Annotated in this window: 27 protein-coding genes; 13 read left to right on the top strand and 14 right to left on the bottom strand. The window is 54.1% G+C overall.

Translation table 11 applies throughout. The features are described 5' to 3' along the window. Positions 1-21 precede the first annotated feature (21 nt). On the bottom strand, positions 22-279 hold the full coding sequence (gene rpmA / locus L977_RS18145; RefSeq protein ID WP_004385076.1) for a 50S ribosomal protein L27: 258 nt from the start codon (positions 277-279) through the stop codon (positions 22-24). A gap of 19 nt (positions 280-298) precedes the next feature. Beyond that, positions 299-610: a 50S ribosomal protein L21 gene (gene rplU / locus L977_RS18140; protein WP_003025032.1), complete on the bottom strand. Its 312-nt coding sequence runs from the start codon at positions 608-610 to the stop codon at positions 299-301. Between the two features lie 257 nt (positions 611-867). Here rplU and ispB point away from each other — a divergent pair, with 257 nt between their 5' ends. Together ispB and sfsB are read left to right on the top strand one after the other, a co-directional pair. After that, a complete protein-coding gene (gene ispB / locus L977_RS18135; protein WP_014885383.1) occupies positions 868-1839 on the top strand; it encodes an octaprenyl diphosphate synthase in 972 nt (323 codons plus the stop codon). 229 nt (positions 1840-2068) lie between these two features. Next, a complete protein-coding gene (gene sfsB, locus L977_RS18130; RefSeq protein ID WP_014885384.1) occupies positions 2069-2356 on the top strand; it encodes a DNA-binding transcriptional regulator SfsB in 288 nt (95 codons plus the stop codon). A 61-nt stretch (positions 2357-2417) separates the two neighbouring features. Here sfsB and murA read toward each other — a convergent pair whose 3' ends face one another. From murA to mlaF, 7 genes are all read right to left on the bottom strand, one after another. After that, the gene (murA, locus tag L977_RS18125; protein ID WP_032635434.1) at positions 2418-3677 is read right to left on the bottom strand and encodes a UDP-N-acetylglucosamine 1-carboxyvinyltransferase; all 1260 of its coding nucleotides are present in this window, start codon (positions 3675-3677) and stop codon (positions 2418-2420) included. Between the two features lie 50 nt (positions 3678-3727). After that, entirely contained in the window at positions 3728-3982 is a 255-nt protein-coding gene (gene ibaG / locus L977_RS18120; RefSeq protein WP_008501458.1) for a BolA family iron metabolism protein IbaG, read from the bottom strand. 126 nt (positions 3983-4108) lie between these two features. Beyond that, positions 4109-4402, bottom strand: a complete 294-nt coding sequence (gene mlaB, locus L977_RS18115; RefSeq protein ID WP_047626472.1) for a lipid asymmetry maintenance protein MlaB — start codon at positions 4400-4402, stop codon at positions 4109-4111. Further along, complete coding sequence (gene mlaC / locus L977_RS18110; RefSeq protein WP_014885387.1) at positions 4402-5037, bottom strand: phospholipid-binding protein MlaC; 636 nt, start codon at positions 5035-5037, stop codon at positions 4402-4404. The genes mlaB and mlaC overlap by 1 nt, the downstream gene beginning before the upstream one ends. A 17-nt stretch (positions 5038-5054) precedes the next feature. Then, a complete protein-coding gene (gene mlaD, locus L977_RS18105; protein WP_014885388.1) occupies positions 5055-5603 on the bottom strand; it encodes an outer membrane lipid asymmetry maintenance protein MlaD in 549 nt (182 codons plus the stop codon). A 4-nt stretch (positions 5604-5607) separates the two neighbouring features. Beyond that, positions 5608-6390 carry a lipid asymmetry maintenance ABC transporter permease subunit MlaE gene (gene mlaE / locus L977_RS18100; RefSeq protein ID WP_032635433.1) on the bottom strand — a complete coding sequence of 261 codons (783 nt, stop codon included), beginning with the start codon at positions 6388-6390 and terminating at the stop codon, positions 5608-5610. 7 nt (positions 6391-6397) lie between these two features. Next, on the bottom strand, positions 6398-7210 hold the full coding sequence (gene mlaF / locus L977_RS18095) for a phospholipid ABC transporter ATP-binding protein MlaF (RefSeq protein ID WP_014885389.1): 813 nt from the start codon (positions 7208-7210) through the stop codon (positions 6398-6400). A gap of 227 nt (positions 7211-7437) precedes the next feature. Here mlaF and L977_RS18090 point away from each other — a divergent pair, with 227 nt between their 5' ends. The 11 genes from L977_RS18090 to npr all read left to right on the top strand — a co-directional run bounded on the left by L977_RS18090 (position 7438) and on the right by npr (position 15357). Next, entirely contained in the window at positions 7438-8415 is a 978-nt protein-coding gene (locus tag L977_RS18090) for a calcium/sodium antiporter (protein ID WP_045134767.1), read from the top strand. Positions 8416-8428: 13 nt separating this feature from the next. Then, positions 8429-9415 (top strand): arabinose-5-phosphate isomerase KdsD, encoded by a 987-nt coding sequence (gene kdsD, locus L977_RS18085; protein ID WP_047626470.1) that lies wholly within the window; start codon positions 8429-8431, stop codon positions 9413-9415. Positions 9416-9429: 14 nt separating this feature from the next. Beyond that, positions 9430-9996 carry a 3-deoxy-manno-octulosonate-8-phosphatase KdsC gene (gene kdsC / locus L977_RS18080; protein WP_023331400.1) on the top strand — a complete coding sequence of 189 codons (567 nt, stop codon included), beginning with the start codon at positions 9430-9432 and terminating at the stop codon, positions 9994-9996. Further along, entirely contained in the window at positions 9993-10568 is a 576-nt protein-coding gene (gene lptC / locus L977_RS18075) for an LPS export ABC transporter periplasmic protein LptC (protein WP_047626468.1), read from the top strand. Before kdsC ends, lptC begins: the two co-directional genes overlap by 4 nt. Beyond that, the gene (lptA, locus tag L977_RS18070) at positions 10537-11091 is read left to right on the top strand and encodes a lipopolysaccharide ABC transporter substrate-binding protein LptA (RefSeq protein ID WP_023331402.1); all 555 of its coding nucleotides are present in this window, start codon (positions 10537-10539) and stop codon (positions 11089-11091) included. Before lptC ends, lptA begins: the two co-directional genes overlap by 32 nt. A 6-nt stretch (positions 11092-11097) precedes the next feature. After that, positions 11098-11823 (top strand): LPS export ABC transporter ATP-binding protein, encoded by a 726-nt coding sequence (lptB, locus tag L977_RS18065; protein ID WP_014885395.1) that lies wholly within the window; start codon positions 11098-11100, stop codon positions 11821-11823. Between the two features lie 47 nt (positions 11824-11870). Then, positions 11871-13304, top strand: a complete 1434-nt coding sequence (rpoN, locus tag L977_RS18060; protein WP_014885396.1) for an RNA polymerase factor sigma-54 — start codon at positions 11871-11873, stop codon at positions 13302-13304. Between the two features lie 22 nt (positions 13305-13326). Beyond that, positions 13327-13614 carry a ribosome hibernation promoting factor gene (gene hpf / locus L977_RS18055; protein WP_014171818.1) on the top strand — a complete coding sequence of 96 codons (288 nt, stop codon included), beginning with the start codon at positions 13327-13329 and terminating at the stop codon, positions 13612-13614. Positions 13615-13696: 82 nt separating this feature from the next. Then, on the top strand, positions 13697-14188 hold the full coding sequence (gene ptsN, locus L977_RS18050; protein WP_008501443.1) for a PTS IIA-like nitrogen regulatory protein PtsN: 492 nt from the start codon (positions 13697-13699) through the stop codon (positions 14186-14188). A 45-nt stretch (positions 14189-14233) separates the two neighbouring features. Continuing rightward, positions 14234-15088: an RNase adapter RapZ gene (gene rapZ / locus L977_RS18045; protein WP_014885397.1), complete on the top strand. Its 855-nt coding sequence runs from the start codon at positions 14234-14236 to the stop codon at positions 15086-15088. Beyond that, the gene (npr, locus tag L977_RS18040) at positions 15085-15357 is read left to right on the top strand and encodes a PTS phosphocarrier protein NPr (RefSeq protein WP_003861872.1); all 273 of its coding nucleotides are present in this window, start codon (positions 15085-15087) and stop codon (positions 15355-15357) included. Before rapZ ends, npr begins: the two co-directional genes overlap by 4 nt. Before the next feature lie 38 nt (positions 15358-15395). Here npr and mtgA read toward each other — a convergent pair whose 3' ends face one another. The 5 genes from mtgA to lptF all read right to left on the bottom strand — a co-directional run bounded on the left by mtgA (position 15396) and on the right by lptF (position 21655). Next, positions 15396-16121 (bottom strand): monofunctional biosynthetic peptidoglycan transglycosylase, encoded by a 726-nt coding sequence (gene mtgA, locus L977_RS18035; RefSeq protein ID WP_023337859.1) that lies wholly within the window; start codon positions 16119-16121, stop codon positions 15396-15398. Further along, positions 16118-16771 carry an isoprenoid biosynthesis glyoxalase ElbB gene (gene elbB / locus L977_RS18030; RefSeq protein ID WP_014885399.1) on the bottom strand — a complete coding sequence of 218 codons (654 nt, stop codon included), beginning with the start codon at positions 16769-16771 and terminating at the stop codon, positions 16118-16120. The genes mtgA and elbB overlap by 4 nt, the downstream gene beginning before the upstream one ends. 232 nt (positions 16772-17003) lie before the next feature. Beyond that, positions 17004-19337 carry an aerobic respiration two-component sensor histidine kinase ArcB gene (arcB, locus tag L977_RS18025; RefSeq protein ID WP_014885400.1) on the bottom strand — a complete coding sequence of 778 codons (2334 nt, stop codon included), beginning with the start codon at positions 19335-19337 and terminating at the stop codon, positions 17004-17006. Positions 19338-19472: 135 nt separating this feature from the next. Then, a complete protein-coding gene (gene lptG / locus L977_RS18020; RefSeq protein WP_014885401.1) occupies positions 19473-20555 on the bottom strand; it encodes an LPS export ABC transporter permease LptG in 1083 nt (360 codons plus the stop codon). Continuing rightward, entirely contained in the window at positions 20555-21655 is a 1101-nt protein-coding gene (gene lptF, locus L977_RS18015; RefSeq protein ID WP_014885402.1) for an LPS export ABC transporter permease LptF, read from the bottom strand. Before lptF ends, lptG begins: the two co-directional genes overlap by 1 nt. Positions 21656-21754: the final 99 nt, after the last annotated feature.

Below are 21754 nucleotides of genomic sequence, written 5' to 3'. Positions count from 1 at the left end.
GAACATCGGACCGAGAAAACCTTACTCAGCAACGATGCTGATGTATTTACGGTTGTTCGGGCCTTTAACTTCAAATTTCACTTTACCGTCTGCTTTAGCAAACAGAGTGTGGTCACGACCGCAACCTACGTTGTTGCCAGCGTGGAATTTGGTACCACGTTGACGAACAATGATGCTACCCGCCAGAACGGATTCGCCACCGAAACGCTTAACGCCCAGGCGTTTAGCTTCTGAATCGCGACCGTTACGTGTGGAGCCGCCAGCCTTTTTATGTGCCATTTAAATCTCTCCTCAGGTCTTAGGCGCTGATGCCAGTAATTTTCACATCAGTGAACCACTGACGGTGGCCCTGCTGCTTACGGTAGTGTTTACGACGACGAAACTTAACGATTTTAACTTTCTCGCCACGACCGTGAGCAACAACTTCAGCTTTGATAACGCCGCCATCAACGAAAGGAACGCCGATTTTGACTTCTTCACCGTTTGCGATCATCAGAACTTCTGCGAACTCAACAGATTCGCCAGTTGCGATGTCCAGCTTTTCCAGGCGAACGGTCTGACCTTCGCTTACTCGGTGTTGTTTACCACCACTTTGGAAAACCGCGTACATATAAACTCCGCTTCCGCGCACATCCTCGTATGATTCAGAGTGCGCTATAAATATTCACAATAGGGCGCGAATATTACGCAAAACGCGAGCCTTTGACAAGTGCTACCATCAATACATGAAGAAAAAAAACACAACACGTACGGTAACGTTTATCTGAGCCGTTTTTTCAGTACAATCAGCACTACTATTGATAAACCGAAACCCTTCGTTACCCCATTGAAGATGGGATCAACAGGATGAAAAGCCCGGCTTTTGCGATGAATTTAGAAAAAATCAATGAGTTAACCGCGCAAGATATGGCGGGTGTGAATGCAGCAATCCTGGAGCAACTCAACTCTGACGTTCAGTTGATCAATCAGTTGGGCTATTACATTGTCAGCGGCGGCGGTAAACGCATTCGCCCGATGATTGCCATTCTGGCTGCCAGAGCCGTTGGCTATCAGGGAAATGCCCACGTCACGATCGCCGCACTGATCGAATTTATTCACACAGCGACGCTTCTGCATGACGATGTTGTGGATGAATCCGATATGCGTCGCGGTAAGGCCACGGCCAATGCCGCCTTCGGTAATGCCGCCAGCGTTCTGGTCGGGGATTTTATCTATACCCGCGCCTTCCAGATGATGACCAGCCTGGGCTCGCTGAAAGTGCTGGAAGTGATGTCAGAAGCCGTAAACGTCATCGCTGAAGGCGAAGTGCTGCAGCTGATGAACGTCAACGATCCGGATATTACTGAAGAAAACTACATGCGCGTCATCTACAGCAAAACAGCGCGCCTGTTTGAAGCGGCCGCGCAGTGCTCCGGCATTCTGGCTGGCTGTTCTGAGGCTCAGGAAAAAGGGCTCCAGGACTATGGTCGCTATCTGGGGACAGCCTTCCAGCTGATTGATGATTTGCTGGACTACAGTGCGGACGGCGAAACGCTCGGCAAAAACGTGGGCGATGACCTGAACGAAGGCAAACCGACCCTGCCGCTGCTCCATGCGATGCGCAACGGAACTGAAGACCAGGCGAAAATGATCCGTGAGGCGATCGAACAGGGAAATGGTCGCCATCTTCTGGAACCGGTACTGGAAACTATGGCGATCTGCGGTTCACTGGAATGGACGCGTCAGCGTGCCGAAGAAGAGGCTGATAAAGCCATCGCTGCCCTTCAGGTTATTCCAGACAGCCCGTGGCGTGATGCCCTTATTGGCCTTGCCCACATCGCTGTTCAACGCGATCGTTAATCCTTTCACACCTCCCCGTTTCCATCGCGGGGAGGTTCTAAAACACCCCAGTAAATTCCGTATTCATGTAAATTCATCGGTTTAGAGACCGCATGAATAAAGGCATGTCTTATTCTGAATATCCCTTCAAGTAACGCGAACTTTTTAGAACAAGAGTTTGAAATGGGTATAGTAAGCCAGTCGTTTCAGAAGAAACGGCGTAGGTGAATCCGCACTTAAGGACAGCGTTATGGATACGAAATTTATCGACTGGCATACGGCAGATATCATTGCGGCACTGCGCAAAAGAGGGACGTCACTGGCAGCAGAGTCCCGCCGCCATGGTCTGAGTTCTTCCACCCTGGCCAACGCCCTGACCCGCCCCTGGCCAAAGGGAGAATTAATTATCGCGACGGCGCTGGAAACGCACCCGTGGGTGATCTGGCCCTCGCGCTACCACGATCCCATTACCCATGAATTCATCGACAGAACGCGCATGATGCGCCAGAGAAAGTTAAAGAAAGAACCACAGGAATAACGCGCTTTTTAGCAGGAACAGCAACCCCCCGGTCATCTCTGGCAGGGGGCTGCCGGAACGATTACTCGCCCTTCACACGCTCGATATTGGCACCCAGCGCGCGCAGTTTGTCTTCGATACGCTCATAACCACGATCGATGTGGTAAATACGATCCACCACCGTGGTACCTTCCGCAATACACCCCGCCAGCACCAGGCTTGCAGACGCACGCAGATCGGTTGCCATCACCTGAGCACCTGACAGTTTCTCCACGCCGTGGCAAATCACGGTATTGCTCTCGATCTCAGCATGCGCACCCATACGGATCAGTTCCGGTACGTGCATAAAGCGGTTCTCGAAAATGGTCTCTGTGATGAAGCCTGTCCCTTCGGCAACCAGGTTCAACAGGGTGAACTGCGCCTGCATGTCCGTTGGGAACGCCGGATGCGGCGCCGTACGCACATTGACCGCTTTTGGACGCTGACCGTGCATATCAAGGCTGATCCAGTCTTCTCCGATTTCGATATCCGCGCCTGCATCACGCAGTTTCGCCAGCACCGCATCCAGGGTATCAGGCTGCGCGTTGCGACAAACAATCTTACCGCCAGAGATCGCTGCGGCCACCAGGAAGGTGCCAGTTTCGATACGGTCGGGCAGAACGCGATACACACCGCCGCCCAGACGCTCAACGCCTTCGATGGTGATACGGTCAGTACCCTGGCCGGAGATCTTCGCCCCCAGCGCCACGAGGAAGTTGGCAGTATCCACAATCTCAGGTTCACGCGCGGCGTTTTCGATGATGGTCGTGCCGTCTGCCAGCGTTGCCGCAGACATGATGGTGACGGTTGCGCCCACACTCACTTTGTCCATGACAATGTGCGCGCCTTTCAGACGACCGTTGACGGAGGCTTTAACGTAACCTTCTTCCAGCTTGATCTCAGCGCCCAGTTTCTCCAGACCATAGATATGCAGATCAACCGGACGCGCACCGATGGCGCAACCGCCCGGCAGTGAAACCTGACCCTGACCAAAACGCGCCACCAGCGGGCCAAGTGCCCAGATGGATGCACGCATGGTTTTCACCAGATCGTAAGGCGCAGAGAAGTTGTTCACGTTGCTGGCATCGATCCAGACGGAACCGTTACGCTCAACTTTCGTGCCCAGCTGGGTGAGCAGCTTCATGGTGGTGTCGATATCTTTCAGCTTCGGTACGTTCTGAATTTCTACCGGCTCTTCCGCGAGCAGCGCAGCAAAGAGGATTGGCAGCGCGGCGTTTTTCGCGCCAGAAATTGTGACTTCGCCCTGGAGACGCGTTGGCCCCTGTACACGAAATTTATCCATTGTGTGCTCTCTTATAAATTCAACCGTGCTGCGGGCCTGTCGCCCTCAGCTCAAAAACCGTTTAGTTTGCGATCGCGTGCCCACTCTTGCGGGGTGAACGCTTTAATCGACAGGGCGTGGATGCGGTTATCCGCAATATATTCCATCAGCGGCGCGTACACAGCCTGCTGTTTCTTCACACGGCTCATACCGTCGAACATCTCACCCACAGCAATAACCTGGAAGTGACTGCCATCGCCAGTGACGTGGGCTTCCTGAAGGGAGAGTGCATTCATCAGCACTGTCTGGATTTCATGATTTTCCATGGGTTCTTAATCATCTGATAGTGAAAACAAGCCCAACATCTTAGAGCAAAGTGGCGTCGTCTTAAACAAGCAAAAAGCCCCGACGATGAAACTGTCAGGGCTTTCGGAAGTAACGCACTGAAAATATTAACGAGGCAGGACGTCCGGAGGCAAATTGTAGAGTTGGGCAAGGGTAACGACATTATCGCTCGCGCCATGAAGCCTGACGCTTGTCCCCTGCTTTTTCCCCACAGCGATCAGATGGGCGAGCAGCGCAACACCTGCCGTATCCACCCGCGTGACGTCGGTTAAGTCGATGAGCGTCACGCCCTGCATCGCGTCGTGGCGTTTATCCCACAGTGGGTTCAGCAGGTCCTGATCAAGTTCACCGGACAGCTTTAACGTCTCACCTTCACGCGACCAGCTGAGTTGCTGCGACATTACTTTTTCTCGTCCAGAGTAATTTTCTGACGCGCAATAGACTGCAGTTGCGCGGTCAGGCCATCAATACCTTTGGTGCGCAGCAGGTCACTCCACTCGTTCTGTTTGGTGGTGATCATGCTTACCCCTTCGGCAATCATGTCATAGGCCTGCCAGTGCCCGGTCTGGCTGTTTTTACGCCACTGGAAATCCAGGCGCACCGGTGGACGGCCGTTAGGATCGTTGATCGTCACGCGGATAGGCACAATGGTGGCATCACCCAGCGGCTGCTCGGGAGCAATCTGATAGGTCTGGCCGTGGTACATCGCCAGCGCCTGACCATACGCCTGTTTCAGGTATTCACGGAACGCAGCAAAGTAGGCTTCACGCTGCGCAGGCGTCGCATCTTTGTAATAACGTCCCAGCACCAGCGCACCAGCATATTTGATCTGCACATAGGGCAGCAGTTCCTGGTCTACCACGTCACGCAGATAATCAGGATTCGCGCGAATTTTTGGCTGTTCGTTTTTGAGACGGTCGAAGGTTTTCTTCGCAGCTTCGTCCATCAGTTTGTACGGGTTGCTTTGATCCGCAGCATGAGCCGCAGTCAGGGGAGCAATGACCAGCATGGCAACCATTAACAGTCGTTTAAACATGAATGACTTCTCCTGAATTAATTCGTCGCACCTGGGGTCGGCGCAGCGTTGGTATGGTCTTCACTCTGCGCAGGGGCATCGTCAGACTTTTTATCATCCCCTTTACTGTTGTAAAGGAACTGACCAATCATATCTTCCAGCACCATCGCGGACTTCGTATCCTGGATAACGCTACCGTCTTTAAGGATAGTCGTTCCAAGCTCAGGGTCTTCAAAGCCAACGTTGAGCGCCAGGTATTGCTCTCCCAGCAGGCCGGAAGTACGGATTGACAGGGAGCTGGTGTCCGGAATGTGGTTGTAACGCTCTTCGATATCCATCGCAACGCGCGGCAGATACGTTTTCTCATCAAGCGTTATGTCTGATACACGCCCGATAACAACGCCACCAATACGCACCGGTGAGCGCGCTTTCAGGCCGCCGATATTATCGAAGGTGGCATAGACACGGTATGTCGGCTCGGTGCGCACTGAGGTGATATCCGCCGCTCGCAGACAGATAAACAGTGCGGCCAGCAGCGCCAGCAGCAGAAACACGCCGACCCAAATTTCATTTTTTCTCGTTTGCATGAACTCAATTCCCAAACATCAGTGCGGTGAGCACAAAATCCAGACCCAGTACGGCCAGCGACGAATGTACGACAGTACGTGTAGTTGCACGGCTAATGCCCGCCGACGTCGGAATGGCATCATAACCATTGAACAAGGCGATCCAGGTGACCGTAATGGCAAATACCACGCTTTTAATCAGGCAGTTAACCAGGTCCATTCGCAGATCGATGGCATCCTGCATGGCGGACCAGAAGAAACCGGCATCAATGCCTTTCCAGTGGACCCCCACCAGCGAACCACCCCAGATCCCCACGGCGACAAACAGAACAGTCAGTAGCGGTAACGAGATCACCCCCGCCCAGAAACGCGGAGAGATGACCCGACGCAGCGGGTCGACCGCCATCATCTCCATGCTGGAGAGTTGCTCGGTGGCGCGCATCAGGCCAATTTCTGCCGTGAGTGCTGACCCTGCACGACCGGCGAACAGCAGCGCCGCCACAACCGGCCCCAGTTCACGCAGCAGTGAGAGCGCCACCAGCATCCCGAGGCTGGTTTCCGCACTGTAGGTGGTCAGAACGAGGTAGCCCTGCAGCCCCAGCACCATACCGATAAACAGGCCGGAGACAATGATGATGAGCATCGACAGCACACCGACATTATAAAGCTGCCGCACCAGCAGAGGCGCGTGCTTGCGAAACTCCGGCTTGCCAACCAGCGCGTTGAATAACATTAATCCGGCACGCCCGAACGTCCTGATGGTTTTTATGCCACGGTGTCCAAGGGCGGCCAACGCATTTAACAGCATGAGTGGCTTAACTCCCTAATCCCAGTAAATCGTCACGATAATCGCCCGCCGGGTAGCGGAACGGTACGGGTCCGTCAGCAATACCATCGAGGAATTGCCGCACGCGCGGATCGCAATTTTCCTGAAGCGCCTGGGCGCTGCCGTGTGCGACGATCTTTTTGTCCGCCACGATATAGGCGTAATCGGCAATGCTCAACACTTCCGGTACATCGTGAGACACCACAATACAGGTTACGCCGAGCGCGCTGTTCAGTTCAGAGATAAGCTTCACCAGCACGCCCATCGTGATGGGATCCTGTCCGACAAACGGTTCGTCGAACATGATTAAATCGGGTTCTAATGCAATGGCTCGCGCCAGTGCGGCACGTCGCGCCATCCCGCCAGACAGTTCTGAAGGCATCAGTTTCGCAGCCCCCCGCAGACCGACAGCTTCAAGCTTCATCATCACCGTGCTTTTCAGCAGTTCAGGCGGCAGGCTGGTATGTTCGCGCAGCGGATAAGCCACGTTATCAAAGACGTTCATGTCGGTGAACAGCGCCCCCGACTGAAAGAGCATACTCATACGTTTGCGGACAGTATACAGGCGCGAGCGCGACATCTCCGGGATGTTTTCGCCATCGAAGAGGATTTCACCGCTGTCAGGTGGTATCTGCCCACCAATAAGGCGCAGAAGGGTCGTTTTACCGATCCCGGACGGCCCCATGATGGCGGTAATTTTGCCACGCGGTACGGTCAACGAAATATCATCGAATATCAATCGATTACTACGCGAGAAACTCACACCGCGAACATCGACTAAATTCGCCATCGTTTGGCTCATTTATGGTTCCTTTCTTACCCTGCTCACGTTTAAGCGTGCAGCCTGAATCAGCCCTAAACTCAGCATTTTTACAGAATATTAGCCATTGAGGTTAGCGAAAGCTGGCATTTGTTTTACTTTTCCGGCGCATAAAGTCAAAATTAGGAATTCGTTACGCCTCAGACCGTATGCAGTCCAGCCATTCCCGCGCGATGGACCGACAAGTATACCTGAAGAAAGGACTTTTGATGCTTTTAGCAACAGCACTGTTAATAATTGGTTTACTTTTGGTGGTCTACAGTGCTGACCGTTTAGTGTTTGCTGCATCAATCCTGTGTCGCCTGACGGGCGTACCGCCGGTTGTCATCGGGATGACCGTTGTCAGTGTTGGCACGTCGCTTCCTGAAATCATCGTCTCTGTCTCGGCATCGTTGCACGGTCAGTTAGACCTTGCAATTGGCACCGCGATTGGCTCTAACATCGTCAACATCTTACTGATCCTGGGCCTGGCGGCGCTGCTCCATCCATTTCGCGTGCATTCTGATGTTCTGCGCCGGGAATTGCCGCTAATGTTAATCGTAAGTCTGCTGGCAGGCTGCGTATTTTATGATGGCGTACTGAGCTACAGCGACGGCATTTTCCTGCTGGCGCTGGCCGTCATTTGGCTGCTGTATAGTGTTAAAATCGCCCGCCAGGCTGAGAAGCTGGGTCATGACAGCCTCACGCGTGAGCAGGTCGCCGAACTCCCGCGCGAAGGTACGCTACCGGTCGCTCTGCTCTGGCTTGGCGTTGCGCTGATTATTATGCCGATGGCAACGCGCATGGTCGTGGATAACGCGACGGTGCTGGCGAACTTTTACGCCATGAGTGAACTGACGATTGGCCTGACGGTGATTGCTATCGGCACCAGCCTGCCGGAGCTGGCCACCGCCATTGCGGGGGCACGTAAAGGGGAAGATGACATTGCCATTGGTAATATCATCGGTTCCAACATATTTAATATCGCGATTGTGATGGGTCTGCCGGCCCTGATAACGCCAGGGCCCTTCAACCCTCTGGCATTCTCTCGCGATTACGGAGTGATGTTGCTGGTCAGCGTGATATTCGCCCTGCTCTGCTGGCGGCGGCAACGACAGATCGGCAAAGGCGCAGGTGCGCTGCTGACAGGTGGATTTATCGTATGGATGGCGATGCTGTACTGGCTCTCGCCTCTTCTCTCTGGGTAAACGGAAACGCATTATGTCGCAAATAGAATTGCAGCCGGGTTTTGACTTTCAGAAAGCAGGCAAAGACGTTCTGGAGATTGAACGTGAAGGTCTGGCGCAGTTAGATCAGTACATTAATCAGGATTTTAGTCTGGCCTGTGAGAAGATGTTTTACTGTGCCGGTAAAGTCGTGGTGATGGGGATGGGCAAATCCGGTCATATTGGCCGCAAAATGGCGGCAACCTTTGCCAGCACCGGAACCTCCTCCTTCTTTGTCCACCCGGGAGAAGCCTCACACGGCGACCTGGGGATGGTCACGCCGCAGGATGTTGTCATCGCGCTGTCCAACTCCGGTGAATCCAATGAAATCCTGGCGCTAATCCCGGTACTGAAGCGTCTGCAGGTGCCGCTGATTTGCATGACCAGCCGCCCGGAAAGCAGCATGGCGCGTGCAGCCGATATTCACCTGTGCGTAAAAGTACCCAAAGAAGCCTGTCCTCTCGGTCTGGCGCCAACTTCCAGTACCACCGCGGCCCTGGTCATGGGCGATGCACTTGCCGTTGCGTTGCTGGAAGCGCGTGGTTTTACGCCGGAGGACTTCGCGCTTTCCCACCCGGGTGGCGCGCTGGGGCGCAAGCTGCTGCTTCGGGTAAACGACATTATGCACACCGGGGATGAGATCCCTCACGTCAGTAAAGAGGCCTCCCTGCGTGATGCGCTGCTGGAAATCACCCGCAAGAATCTGGGCATGACGGTCGTGTGTGACGACCTGATGAAAATTCAGGGGATCTTCACCGATGGCGACCTGCGTCGCGTGTTCGACATGGGTGTAGATGTCCGTACACTTGGCATTGCCGATGTGATGACGCCCGGCGGGATTCGCGTGCGTCCGGGTACGCTGGCCGTGGATGTGCTGAACCTGATGCAGTCCCGCCATATCACCTCCGTTATGGTTGCCGATGGCGACCAGTTGCTGGGTGTGGTACATATGCATGATCTGCTGCGCGCAGGCGTAGTGTAATGAAGGATAAGACAATGAGTAATGCGGGTGCATCCCTTGCAACCTGTTATGGACCGGTTAGTACCCAGATGATGGCAAAGGCGGAAAATATTCGTCTGCTCATCCTTGATGTCGATGGCGTACTCTCCGATGGCCTGATTTACATGGGCAATCATGGCGAAGAGCTGAAAGCGTTTAACGTCCGCGATGGCTACGGAATTCGCTGCGCGCTCACCTCGGGTATCGAGGTGGCTATCATCACCGGGCGGAAAGCTAAACTGGTAGAAGACCGCTGTGAAACCTTAGGGATTACCCATCTGTATCAGGGGCAATCCGATAAAATGGCAGCGTTCAACGATTTACTGGGTAAACTGGCGATCGCGCCGGAAAACGTGGCCTATGTCGGGGACGATTTGATTGACTGGCCAGTGATGGCTGAAGTCGGTCTCAGCATTGCGGTTGCTGACGCTCACCCGTTGCTGCTCCCACGCGCTGACTACGTTACCCACATCAACGGTGGCCGCGGTGCCGTACGTGAAGTCTGCGACCTGCTTCTGCTGGCGCAGGGCAAGCTTGATGAGGCCAAAGGGCAATCAATATGAGTAAAACCAGACGTTGGGTTATCATTCTGCTTTCGCTTGTCGCACTGGTATTGATTGGCGTGAACCTGGCCGATCGCGACGATACGCAAACGGAAGTGATCAACAATAACGATCCAACCTACAAAAGCGATCACAGCGACACCGTGGTCTATAGCCCGGAAGGTGCGCTGAACTATCGCCTGGTTGCCCAGCATGTGGAATATTTTTCCGATGAGGGCGTTTCGTGGTTTACCCAACCCGTCATGACCACATTCGATAAAGACAAAGTGCCGACGTGGTCAATTAAGTCAGATCGGGCCAAACTGACAAATGACCGTATGCTTTATCTGTATGGCCACGTTGAAGTCAACGCCCTGACCGCTGACTCGCAACTGCGGAAAATTACGACCGATAATGCCCAGATCAACCTGGTAACCCAGGACGTGACCTCGCAGGATCTGGTCACACTGTATGGCACAACATTTAATTCCAGCGGTTTAAGAATGCGCGGGAACTTACGCAGCAAGAACGCCGAGCTGATTGAAAAGGTTAGAACCTCCTATGAAATTCAAAACAAACAAACTCAGCCTTAAAGTAATTATCGCCAGCGCGATGCTGGCGGCCAGTCTCCCCGCGCTTGCTGTAACGGGTGATACCGACCAGCCGATCCACATCGAGTCTGACACTCAGTCCCTCGATATGCAGGGTAACGTCGTCACCTTCACGGGTAACGTCGTGATGACGCAGGGCACCATCAAAATTAACGCTGATAAAGTGGTCGTTACCCGTCCGGGTGGCGAGCAGGGCAAAGAGATCATTGATGGTTACGGCAACCCGGCCACCTTCTACCAGATGCAGGACAACGGCAAGCCGGTGAAAGGCCGCGCCTCGCATATGCACTATGAGCTGGCGAAAGACCTGGTTATCCTGACCGGAAACGCGTATCTGGAACAGCTGGACAGCAACATTACCGGCGACAAGATCACCTATCTGGTGAAAGAGCAAAAAATGCAGGCCTCCAGCGAGAAAGGCAAACGCGTAACCACCGTGCTGGTTCCGTCTCAGCTGCAGGATAAAGGCAAGGGTCAGGCCCCGGCACAGAAGAAGAGTAACTAATTCGTTATGGCAACATTAACTGCAAAAAATCTCGCGAAGGCCTATAAGGGCCGCCGTGTCGTAGAAGATGTCAGTCTGACCGTCAACTCCGGCGAAATTGTGGGCCTGCTTGGCCCTAACGGTGCGGGTAAAACCACCACCTTCTACATGGTGGTTGGCATTGTCCCGCGTGATGCCGGCAACATCATCATCGATGATGAAGACATCAGCCTGCTGCCACTGCACGCGCGCGCGCGTCGTGGCATCGGCTATCTGCCGCAGGAAGCCTCTATTTTCCGCCGTCTGAGCGTCTTTGATAACCTGATGGCGGTTCTGCAAATTCGTGACGACCTGACCAGCGAACAGCGTCAGGATCGCGCCAACGAGCTGATGGAAGAGTTTCACATCGAGCACCTGCGCGACAGCCTGGGTCAGGCATTGTCCGGCGGTGAACGCCGTCGTGTTGAGATTGCGCGCGCGCTGGCTGCAAACCCGAAATTTATCCTTCTGGATGAACCGTTTGCAGGTGTTGACCCAATCTCCGTCATCGACATTAAACGTATCATTGAGCATCTGCGTGACAGCGGGCTTGGCGTGCTGATCACCGACCACAACGTGCGTGAAACGCTTGCCGTCTGTGAGCGCGCGTACATTGTGAGCCAGGGCAATCTGATCGCCCACGGTACGCCGCAGCAGATCCTCGAAAACGATCATGTTAAGCGCGTCTATCTTGGGGAAGACTTCAGACTCTGATAGGGTAGAGGTAACGTAACGCCGAACCGGAGAAAAATGCTCTGAACATGAAGCAAGGTTTGCAATTAAGGCTCAGCCAACAACTGGCGATGACGCCGCAGTTACAGCAGGCAATTCGTCTGTTGCAACTGTCCACCTTAGAACTCCAGCAGGAGCTCCAGCAAGCGCTGGACAGCAATCCCCTGCTGGAGCAAGCCGATCTTCATGATGAGGTAGATACACAGCAGTCCCAGGATACAGAATCGCTCGATACCGCAGATGCACTCGAACAAAAAGAGATGCCGGACGAGCTTCCTCTGGATGCCAGCTGGGATGAAATTTATACCGCCGGCACCCCTTCCGGTACGCGTGCAGACTACCAGGACGATGAGCTGCCGGTTTATCAGGGCGAAACCACCCAGTCGCTGCAGGATTACCTGATGTGGCAGGTGGAGCTGACCCCGTTCTCCGATACCGATCGTGCCATTGCCACCTCCATTGTCGACGCCGTTGATGACACCGGCTATCTGACCGTCACGCTGGACGACATTCTGGAGAGCATGGGCGATGAAGAGATTGAGCTGGAAGAGATTGAAGCCGTTCTGAAACGTATTCAGCGTTTCGATCCCGTAGGCGTGGCAGCGAAAGATCTGCGCGACTGCCTGCTGATCCAGCTTTCTCAGTTCAGCAAAGAGACGCCATGGCTCGACGAAGCACGCTTAATCATCAGCGATCATCTGGATCTTCTCGCTAACCACGACTTTCGTAGCCTGATGCGCGTTACGCGCCTCAAAGAAGAGGTGCTGAAAGAGGCGGTGAATCTGATTCAGTCCCTCGATCCGCGGCCTGGTCAGTCGATCCAGACGAGTGAACCCGAGTACGTGATCCCGGACGTGCTGGTCAGAAAACATAACGACCGCTGGGTCGTTGAACTGAACTCTGACAGCATCCCTCGCCTGCAAATCAACCAGCAGTACGCCTCCATGTGCACCAGCGCGCGCAACGACGCCGATAATCAATATATTCGTAGCAACCTTCAGGAAGCGCGATGGTTGATCAAGAGTCTGGAGAGCCGAAATGATACCCTGCTTCGCGTGAGCCGCTGTATCGTCGAACAGCAGCAGGCATTCTTTGAGCAGGGCGAAGAATATATGAAACCGATGGTACTGGCGGATATCGCTCAGGCCGTCGAGATGCATGAATCAACCATTTCCCGCGTCACCACGCAGAAGTATCTGCACAGTCCGCGCGGTATTTTTGAGCTTAAGTATTTCTTCTCCAGCCACGTGAGTACCGAGGGCGGCGGCGAAGCGTCGTCAACGGCGATTCGCGCACTGGTGAAGAAGTTGATCGCCGCGGAGAACCCCGCGAAGCCACTGAGTGACAGTAAGTTAACCACCATGCTGTCCGATCAGGGTATTATGGTGGCACGTCGTACTGTTGCGAAGTATCGAGAGTCTTTATCCATTCCGCCGTCAAACCAGCGTAAACAACTGGTGTGACACAACCGATAAGGAAGACACTATGCAGCTCAATATCACAGGACACAATGTCGAGATTACTGAGGCCTTACGTGATTTTGTGAACGCTAAGTTCGCGAAACTCGAGCAGTATTTCGAAAGGATCAACCAGGTCTACGTTGTGTTGAAAGTGGAGAAAGTGACTCATATCTCGGATGCGACCCTGCATGTAAACGGAGGTGAACTCCATGCCAGTGCGGAAGGGCAAGACATGTACGCTGCTATCGACGGCTTGATTGATAAGCTTGCGCGACAGCTCAATAAACATAAAGATAAACTGAAACAACACTAATTGTCCGGGCAGTTAACGGGTGCAGGACGGCCTGTTGTGAAAAACAACAGGCCATTTGTACAGTTAGCGCTTAGGTGAAATTATGATGAACAACGATTCCGCTCTTCAACTGAGCAATGTCCTTAACCAGGAATGTACCCGCAGTGCCGTTCACTGCCAGAGCAAAAAACGTGCGCTGGAGATCATCAGTGAACTGGCTGCAAAACAGCTGGGCCTGCCGCCGCAGGTGGTGTTCGAAGCGATCCTGACCCGTGAAAAGATGGGCAGTACCGGTATCGGCAACGGCATCGCGATCCCGCACGGCAAACTGGAAGAGGACACCCTGCGTGCCGTCGGTGTGTTTGTGCAACTGGAAACGCCAATTGCCTTTGATGCCATTGATAATCAGCCCGTCGATCTCCTCTTCGCGCTGCTGGTTCCTGCCGACCAGACCAAAACCCATCTGCACACGCTTTCGCTGGTCGCTAAACGTCTGGCCGATAAAACCATCTGCCGTCGACTGCGCTCAGCCCAAAGTGATGAAGAGCTTTATCAGATTATCACTGAAGCAGAAGGCAATCAGGATGACGCGTAACCAGGAGATGGCCTTCACATCTGTTGTCCTGAGGAGAAACGGAACATGGTGCTGATGATTGTCAGCGGTCGTTCAGGGTCGGGGAAATCCGTTGCCCTGCGCGCGCTGGAAGACATGGGTTTTTACTGCGTAGATAACCTGCCGGTGGTGTTATTGCCCGATCTGGCGCGTACCCTGGCGGAGAGACAAACCTCTGCTGCCGTCAGTATCGACGTTCGTAACATGCCCGAGTCGCCTGAAATCTTCGAGCAGGCAATGAGTAACCTGCCTGACGCATTCTCGCCTCAGCTGCTGTTTCTCGATGCCGATCGCAATACCCTGATCCGCCGCTACAGCGATACCCGGCGTTTGCACCCGCTTTCCAGTAAAAATCTCTCGCTGGAAAGCGCCATCGACGAAGAGAGCGATCTGCTGGAACCGCTGCGTTCACGCGCCGACCTGATTGTCGATACCTCAGAGATGTCCGTTCATGAACTGGCGGAAATGCTGCGTACCCGCCTGCTGGGCAAACGCGAGCGCGAACTGACGATGGTGTTCGAATCCTTTGGCTTTAAGCACGGTATTCCGATTGATGCGGACTATGTTTTCGACGTGCGCTTCCTGCCGAACCCGCACTGGGATCCTAAACTGCGTCCTATGACCGGCCTGGATAAACCCGTAGCGGCGTTCCTCGACAGGCACACAGAAGTTCACAATTTTATCTACCAGACACGAAGCTACCTTGAGCTATGGTTACCTATGCTGGAGACAAACAATCGTAGCTACCTGACGGTGGCGATTGGCTGTACCGGCGGTAAACATCGTTCGGTCTACATTGCCGAACAGCTGGCCGACTATTTCCGCTCGCGCGGCAAGAACGTTCAGTCCCGTCATCGCACGCTGGAAAAACGTAAAACATGACCGTAAAACAAACCGTTGAGATCACCAACAAGCTGGGAATGCATGCACGCCCGGCGATGAAACTGTTTGAGCTGATGCAGGGTTTTGATGCAGAAGTTCTGTTGCGCAATGATGAAGGCACCGAAGCGGAAGCGAACAGCGTTATCGCCCTGCTGATGCTGGATTCTGCCAAAGGGCGCCAGATTGAGGTCGAAGCCACCGGCCCTCAGGAAGAGGAAGCGCTGGCGGCGGTGATTGCGCTGTTTAATGCCGGGTTTGACGAAGATTAGGTCTGCCATTCTGGCGGGTGGCGCTGCGCTTACCCGCCCTACATCAGATGATTACGCTGCATAAATCCCTCCCCACCCAGCTGTCTCATCTGGCGCATGATCCACGCCTGACGGCTTCGCACGTAGCCTGATGGGGCACTGGCCTTAAAGCGAAGAGGATTAGGCAGTACAGCGGCTAACAGCGCGGCCTCCGACATGCTTAGCCTGCTGGCAGGTTTATTAAAATAGCGTTGTGATGCTGCTTCGACACCAAATACCCCCTCCCCAAACTCGGCAATATTGAGATAGACGGTCAGAATGCGCTTTTTGCTCCAGACTGTTTCCATTCCAAGCGTCAGCCCCGCTTCCAGCCCTTTTCGCACCCAGCTTCGGCCATCCCACAGGAACAGATTTTTTGCCGTCTGTTGCGACAGGGTAGACGCACCGCGCACGCGATTTTCATGGCGTTCGTTATGGGCAAGCGCCTTTTCAATCGCGGCCACATCGAACCCCCAGTGCTCCGGGAACTTCTGATCTTCCGCCGCGATGACTGCCAGCCCCATCCACGGTGAGATCTCGTCCGTACTCACCCAGTCAGAATGCGCGACATAGCCAAAATCACCGGAGAACCACGCGCTGAGCTGACGCTCAACCATAACGGCTGAAAACGGTACTGGCAAAATGCTGAACACGGCCAGTCCGCCTCCCCAGAACACCGCCAGCACGAGTACGATGCGCAAAAGAAGGTATTTCACCCATTTTCCTGCGGAAGACTGTCGGCTCATTCCGTCAGCACCAGTACCCGGGCTACCAGTTTTTCAATACCCTCAGCCGCTTGCGCGATATTCTGCGCCAGCATGTACGCGGGCGTGGTGACAATTTTGTTCTCTTCATCCACGACAATGTCATCGACCGGGCACGGAACGTGTTCGCCACCCATCTCCTCGATGACCTCAGCAGTATCGATATCGGTCCCGATTGTCAGCCGTAAGGGGAAATCAAAAATGTTTGGCAGCATGGCCGGTGCAATGCAGATAAAGCCCAGCGGCTTACCCGCCGCATGCATCGCCTGCGCCAGCGCTTTTAAATCCGCGTCCACCTTGCAAGCCGCGCCTTCAGCAGCAAAAGTGCTGAGATTTTTCGCGGCACCAAAGCCACCCGGCACAATGAGCGCATCCAGTTCAGCAGCATTTGCCTGGGCCAGCGGACGAATTTCTCCCCGGGCAATACGCGCGGCTTCAATCAACACATTACGGGTTTCGGCCATTGGCTCGCCGGTCAGATGGTTAATGACATCCGCCTGATTTTTATCTGGCGCAAAACACATCACCTCTGCACCCTGTTTTGCCAGAGCCAGTAGGGTAATTACGGCTTCATGTATCTCTGAGCCATCATAAACACCGCATCCGCTCAGGACGACACCCATTTTTTTCATCTTGACGATCCTTCTTTGCAACTTGCTGAAGCACATTAATAATTTTGATTAAAACGCTATGCTTCACACATTTCACTGATTCATGTAACAAACCATTTAAGATTTGCTATCTTATCTGCGTGCGGCCTAAATTTTTCAGGCGGCGCCCATTCGAAAATAACGTTTAAAAACAGGCGCAGCCACGATTTCCCTGGTGTTGGCGCAGTATTCGCGCACCCCGGTTAAACCGGGGTCATTTTTTTCTGGCGTCCACCCAGGCTTTAAGCACCGCCACATCGTTCTGCCACTCTTGTTTCATCTCTTCAACCCAATCACCCACGTTATCTTCCCAGGCGGGTAAATCAGGCGACTGAATCTGTTGACCCAGCTGCTGCAGGTGACGTAACCCGACCGAGCCGGCGGCCCCTTTGATTTTATGCCCTTCTTCCACGATGCCCTTCTGGTCCCGTGCCGTCAGGTTTGACTCCAGCACGCTCAGATAGCCCGGCATCATTTTTTCAAACACAGCCAGACCGTCGGTAATCAGTTTCGGGCCGACCAGGTCAATGTACTGCTCCAGCATCGCGGTATCGAGTATCGTTTGGGCTTTTGCGCTATCAACAGACGTCATGGTGCTCTCCTCTTCATCACGGGTGTCCCAGAACTTCTTGATCATGGCGGTCAGAGCAGGCACCGCCAGCGGCTTGCTGAGTACATCGTCCATACCGGCGTCGAGATACTCTTTTTTGTCTTTCAGTACGTTTGCCGTTAGCGCCACCAGCGGCGGCAGTTCGTCAGCCGCGTACTGACGCGTCAGTTCACGCGAGATATCCAGCCCGGTCATATCCGGCAACTGGATATCCAGCAGAACGAGGTCATATTCGCCCGGTGTAAACATCTCCAGCGCGGCTTTACCGGTCATTGCCACATCCACGCTGTTGCCCAGTTTTTCCAGCACCGAGCGCGCCACAATGACGTTCAGCTCAATATCTTCCACCAGCAGGACGTGCAGGGCTGGCAGCGGCATATCGTCGTTTTCAAAGGTATCCTCAACTTCTTCCGCCACCGCTGGCGCATGCACCGTCAGCGTAAAGGTCGATCCTTTGCCCGGCTGGCTGGCAACGGTAATATCACCGCCCATGCTCTTCGCCAGCCGTTTAGACACCGCCAGGCCAATACCGGTCCCGGTGGCAGGTTTTCCGCCGTTGCTGTCCTTCACCTGGTAGTACATCGCGAAAATTTTGTCCTGCTCTTCCTGTGGAATACCGATCCCGGAGTCCTCCACCTCGAAGTGCAGCATGTCGCCTGCGTCATAGCGGATACGCACCGCCACCTGCCCTTTCTGGGTAAATTTCACCGCGTTGCTGATCAGGTTCCACAGGATCTGGCGCAACCGCGTACCGTCGGTAACCACTTTATGCGGCAGCGGCAGGGTGGGCTCCATGACGAACCTCAGCCCTTTCTGCTGCGCCTGAAGACCAGACAGATTTTCCAGATCGGCAAGGAAACTGGTGAAATCAATCGGCTGGTTATCAAGCTGAACCTTACGGCGTTCCATCTTATCCATATCGATAATATCGTTGAAGATATTACCCAGCGTAACCGCCGAGACATGAATTGTTTTCAGGTACTTTTCCTGCTCTGCAGTGAGATCGGTATCCAGCAAAATACGGCTCAGCCCCACAATGCCATTGAGCGGCGTACGCAGTTCGTGGCTAATGGTGGAGATAAAGGTGGTTTTATCGCGGCTGGCGCGCTCCAGGGCATCCTGATAGCGCTTACGCTCGGTGATATCACGGCCGAAGCCCATCAGGCCGTGGCGTTTCCCTACGCGGTCATAATAGGGCACCTTACGGATCTCAAAGCAGGCTTTGCGGCCATCCGGATAATCCAGCCACTGCTCGTAGGTCAGCGAGACGTTATGTCGGAACACTTTTTCGTCCGTTTCCATGACCTTGGCGGCCGCCTCCTCAGAGTAAACGTCCTGCGGCTTCAGATGAATCAACTGCTTCTCGCTTTTTCCGGTCAGGAGTTCCATTGCCCGGTTACAGCCGGAAAACTCTTTATCTTCGTTGCGGTAGAACACCAGATCCGGCGAAGCATCCAGGAACGAACGCAGGAAAGAGGATTGCTGCTCAAGCTGGATCTGCGTCACCTCGCGCTCTTTCATTTCAACTTTCAGCTGTTCCAGCGTGGCCTGACGCTCCGCCTCCGCCTTCTCACGATCTGAAATTTCCTGATTCAGCTGCGCAATATTGTCTTTAAGCTGAACGTTGAGTTTCAGATCGCGCTCGCGCATCTCCTCCAGTTTATCCACCAGTTTTGACAAGCGCTGACGAGACTCCTCAAGCTGTTCAACCACGACGGAAAGGAAATAGACGGCCCAGGGGGTAATAAGCAAGCCAAAGAAGATAGAGCGGATGACGTCGATACTCTCAACCTGGCCATGCAGAACCATGGTGACGGCCATTTGCACGACAATGGCCAGAACGACCAGCGCCAGCGCCAGCAGCATGGAGAAACGCACCAGCCCAAGCTTCATCATCAGGTCGACGTAATACTGGGCAAGCATTCGAATTTGCTTCATAGAGGATCCCTTCACGACTTTATCGCTCAATAATACTCAAATTCGGGGCAGGGCGTTGAAGGTTGTGAGAAAAAGTGCGGGGTGAAACAGGAGATTAGCCTCGCTCCCGGTCAACCGGAAGCGAGGAGAGGTCTGTCAGGAGCGTTTCAAAAGCAGCCAGAGACTGATCAGGAAGAAACTGGCACTCGGCAGCAGCGCGCCAATAATCGGCGGGATACCGTACACCAGCGTCAGCGGTCCGAAGATCTGATCGAGAACGTAGAAGACAAAGCCGAAGCTGATCCCCGTCACCACGCGCACGCCCATCGGTACGCTACGCAGCGGACCGAAGATAAACGACAGCGCCATCAGCATCATTACCGCCACGGACATCGGCTGGAAGATCTTGCTCCACATGTTGAGCTGATAACGTCCGGCATCCTGCCCGCTCGCCTTCAGGTACTTCACATAGTTGTGCAAGCCGCTGATAGAGAGCGCATCAGGATCCAGCGCCACGACGCCGAGTTTATCCGGCGTGAGGTTGGTCTTCCACGTGCCGCTGACGGTCTGCGAACCGGTGATCTGTTTTGGATCGGTCAGGTCAGATTCATCCACCTGCGACAAACGCCACTGCTTATGTTCGGGGTCAAACTTTGCCGAAGAGGCATGTCGTACTGACTCCAGGCGGCGCTGGTCATTGAAGGCGTAGATGCTCACGCCGCCCAGTTCATCATCGCCTTTTACCCGTTCGATGTAGACGAAGTTTTTACCATCTTTCGCCCACAGCCCTTGCTGCGTCGAGAGTAGTGAACCACCGTACATCGCCTGAGCACGATAGTTACGCGCCATCTGCTCGCCCTGCGGTGCCACCCACTCACCAATCGCCATGGTCAACAGCACCAGCGGGATAGCGGTTTTCATTACCGACAGCGCAACCTGCATACGGGTAAAGCCTGAGGCCTGCATCACCACCAGCTCGCTGCGCTGTGCCAGCATGCCCAGCCCGAGGAGTGCCCCCAGCAGGGCCGCCATTGGGAAGAAGATCTGCACATCTTTTGGCACGCTGAGCAGGGTGTACATCCCCGCGCCCAGCGCGTCATAACTGCCCTGCCCGGCTTTTTTCAGCTGGTCGACAAATTTGATAATGCCGGAGAGCGACACCAGCATGAACAACGTCATCATGATGGTGGTAAAAATGGTTTTACCGATATAGCGGTCAAGAACGCCAAACGCCTGCATTAGATGGCTCCTTTACGCGAAAATCGGGCACGTATGCGGCGCACTGGCACCGTATCCCACAGGTTTAATCCCAGCGCCAGTAAGATGTACAAGCTGTTAACGAACCACGTCCAGACCATAGGATCCAGCTTACCCTTCGCGCCGTTAGAGCGAATAGAGGTTTGCAGCAGGAAATAGATCAGGTAAAGCAGCATCGCTGGCAGCATAGAGAGCACGCGCCCCTGACGCGGGTTCACCACGCTCAGCGGAACCACAATCAGTGCCATCATAAACACGGTGAATACGAGCGTAATACGCCAGTGGAACTCTGCACGCGCTCTGTCGGTGTCGGTGTTCCACAATGTACGCATATCCATTTGCTCGGTATCCGTCGGATCGAGCGCCACCGCCTGATGGCCGATAATAGCCTGATAGTTCTGGAAATCCGTAATACGGAAGTCGCGCAGCATCGCGGTGCCTTCAAAGCGAGTGCCTTTATTCAGCGTGACAATCTGCGAACCATCTTTACTCTGAGCCAGCTGACCGGAATCGGCCACCACGACGGATGGACGCGCGTTACCTTTAGGTCGCAGCTGGGCCAGGAATACATCGTTGAATTTACTGCCGTCAACGCTCTCAATGAATAGCACAGAGTTACCGTCGGTCGCCTGCTGGAACTGCCCCTGCGCTAACGCCGCCATGCCGGGGTTCGCTTTCGCTTCGGCCAGCACTTCGTCCTGATGACGAGAAGACATGGGGCCCGCCCACATCACATTCACTGCCGCCACGATCCCCGTGAACAGCGCCAGTATCATCGCCGCTTTCACCAGTACGGCTTTGCTCAGGCCACAGGCATGCATCACCGTGATTTCACTCTCGGTGTACAGCTTGCCGAGCGTCATGAGCAGGCCGAGGAAAAGACTCAGCGGCAGGATCAGCTGCGCCATTTCCGGGATCCCTAAACCAAGCAGGGAAAGCACCAGATTCGTTGGAATTTCGCCGTCAACGGCCGCACCGAGGATCTTAACCAGCTTCTGACAGAAAAAAATCAGCAGCAGGATGAAGAGGATCGCCAGTTGGCTTTTGAGCGTCTCCCGCACCAGATATCTTATGATTATCACTTTAAATACGCCCGTAAAAACCCGTCTCTTTGCTGGAAAATCGCTTGTTTCATGGCTTAAACGTCATTTATTCTCTTGAGTCGTCGAAATCATCGCTAA

Source organism: Enterobacter sp. ZOR0014, from assembly GCF_000798855.1.
Lineage (GTDB): Bacteria > Pseudomonadota > Gammaproteobacteria > Enterobacterales > Enterobacteriaceae > Enterobacter > Enterobacter kobei.
Note: the sequence above shows the minus strand (reverse complement) of the source record. Positions and strands in the feature narration are given on the sequence as shown.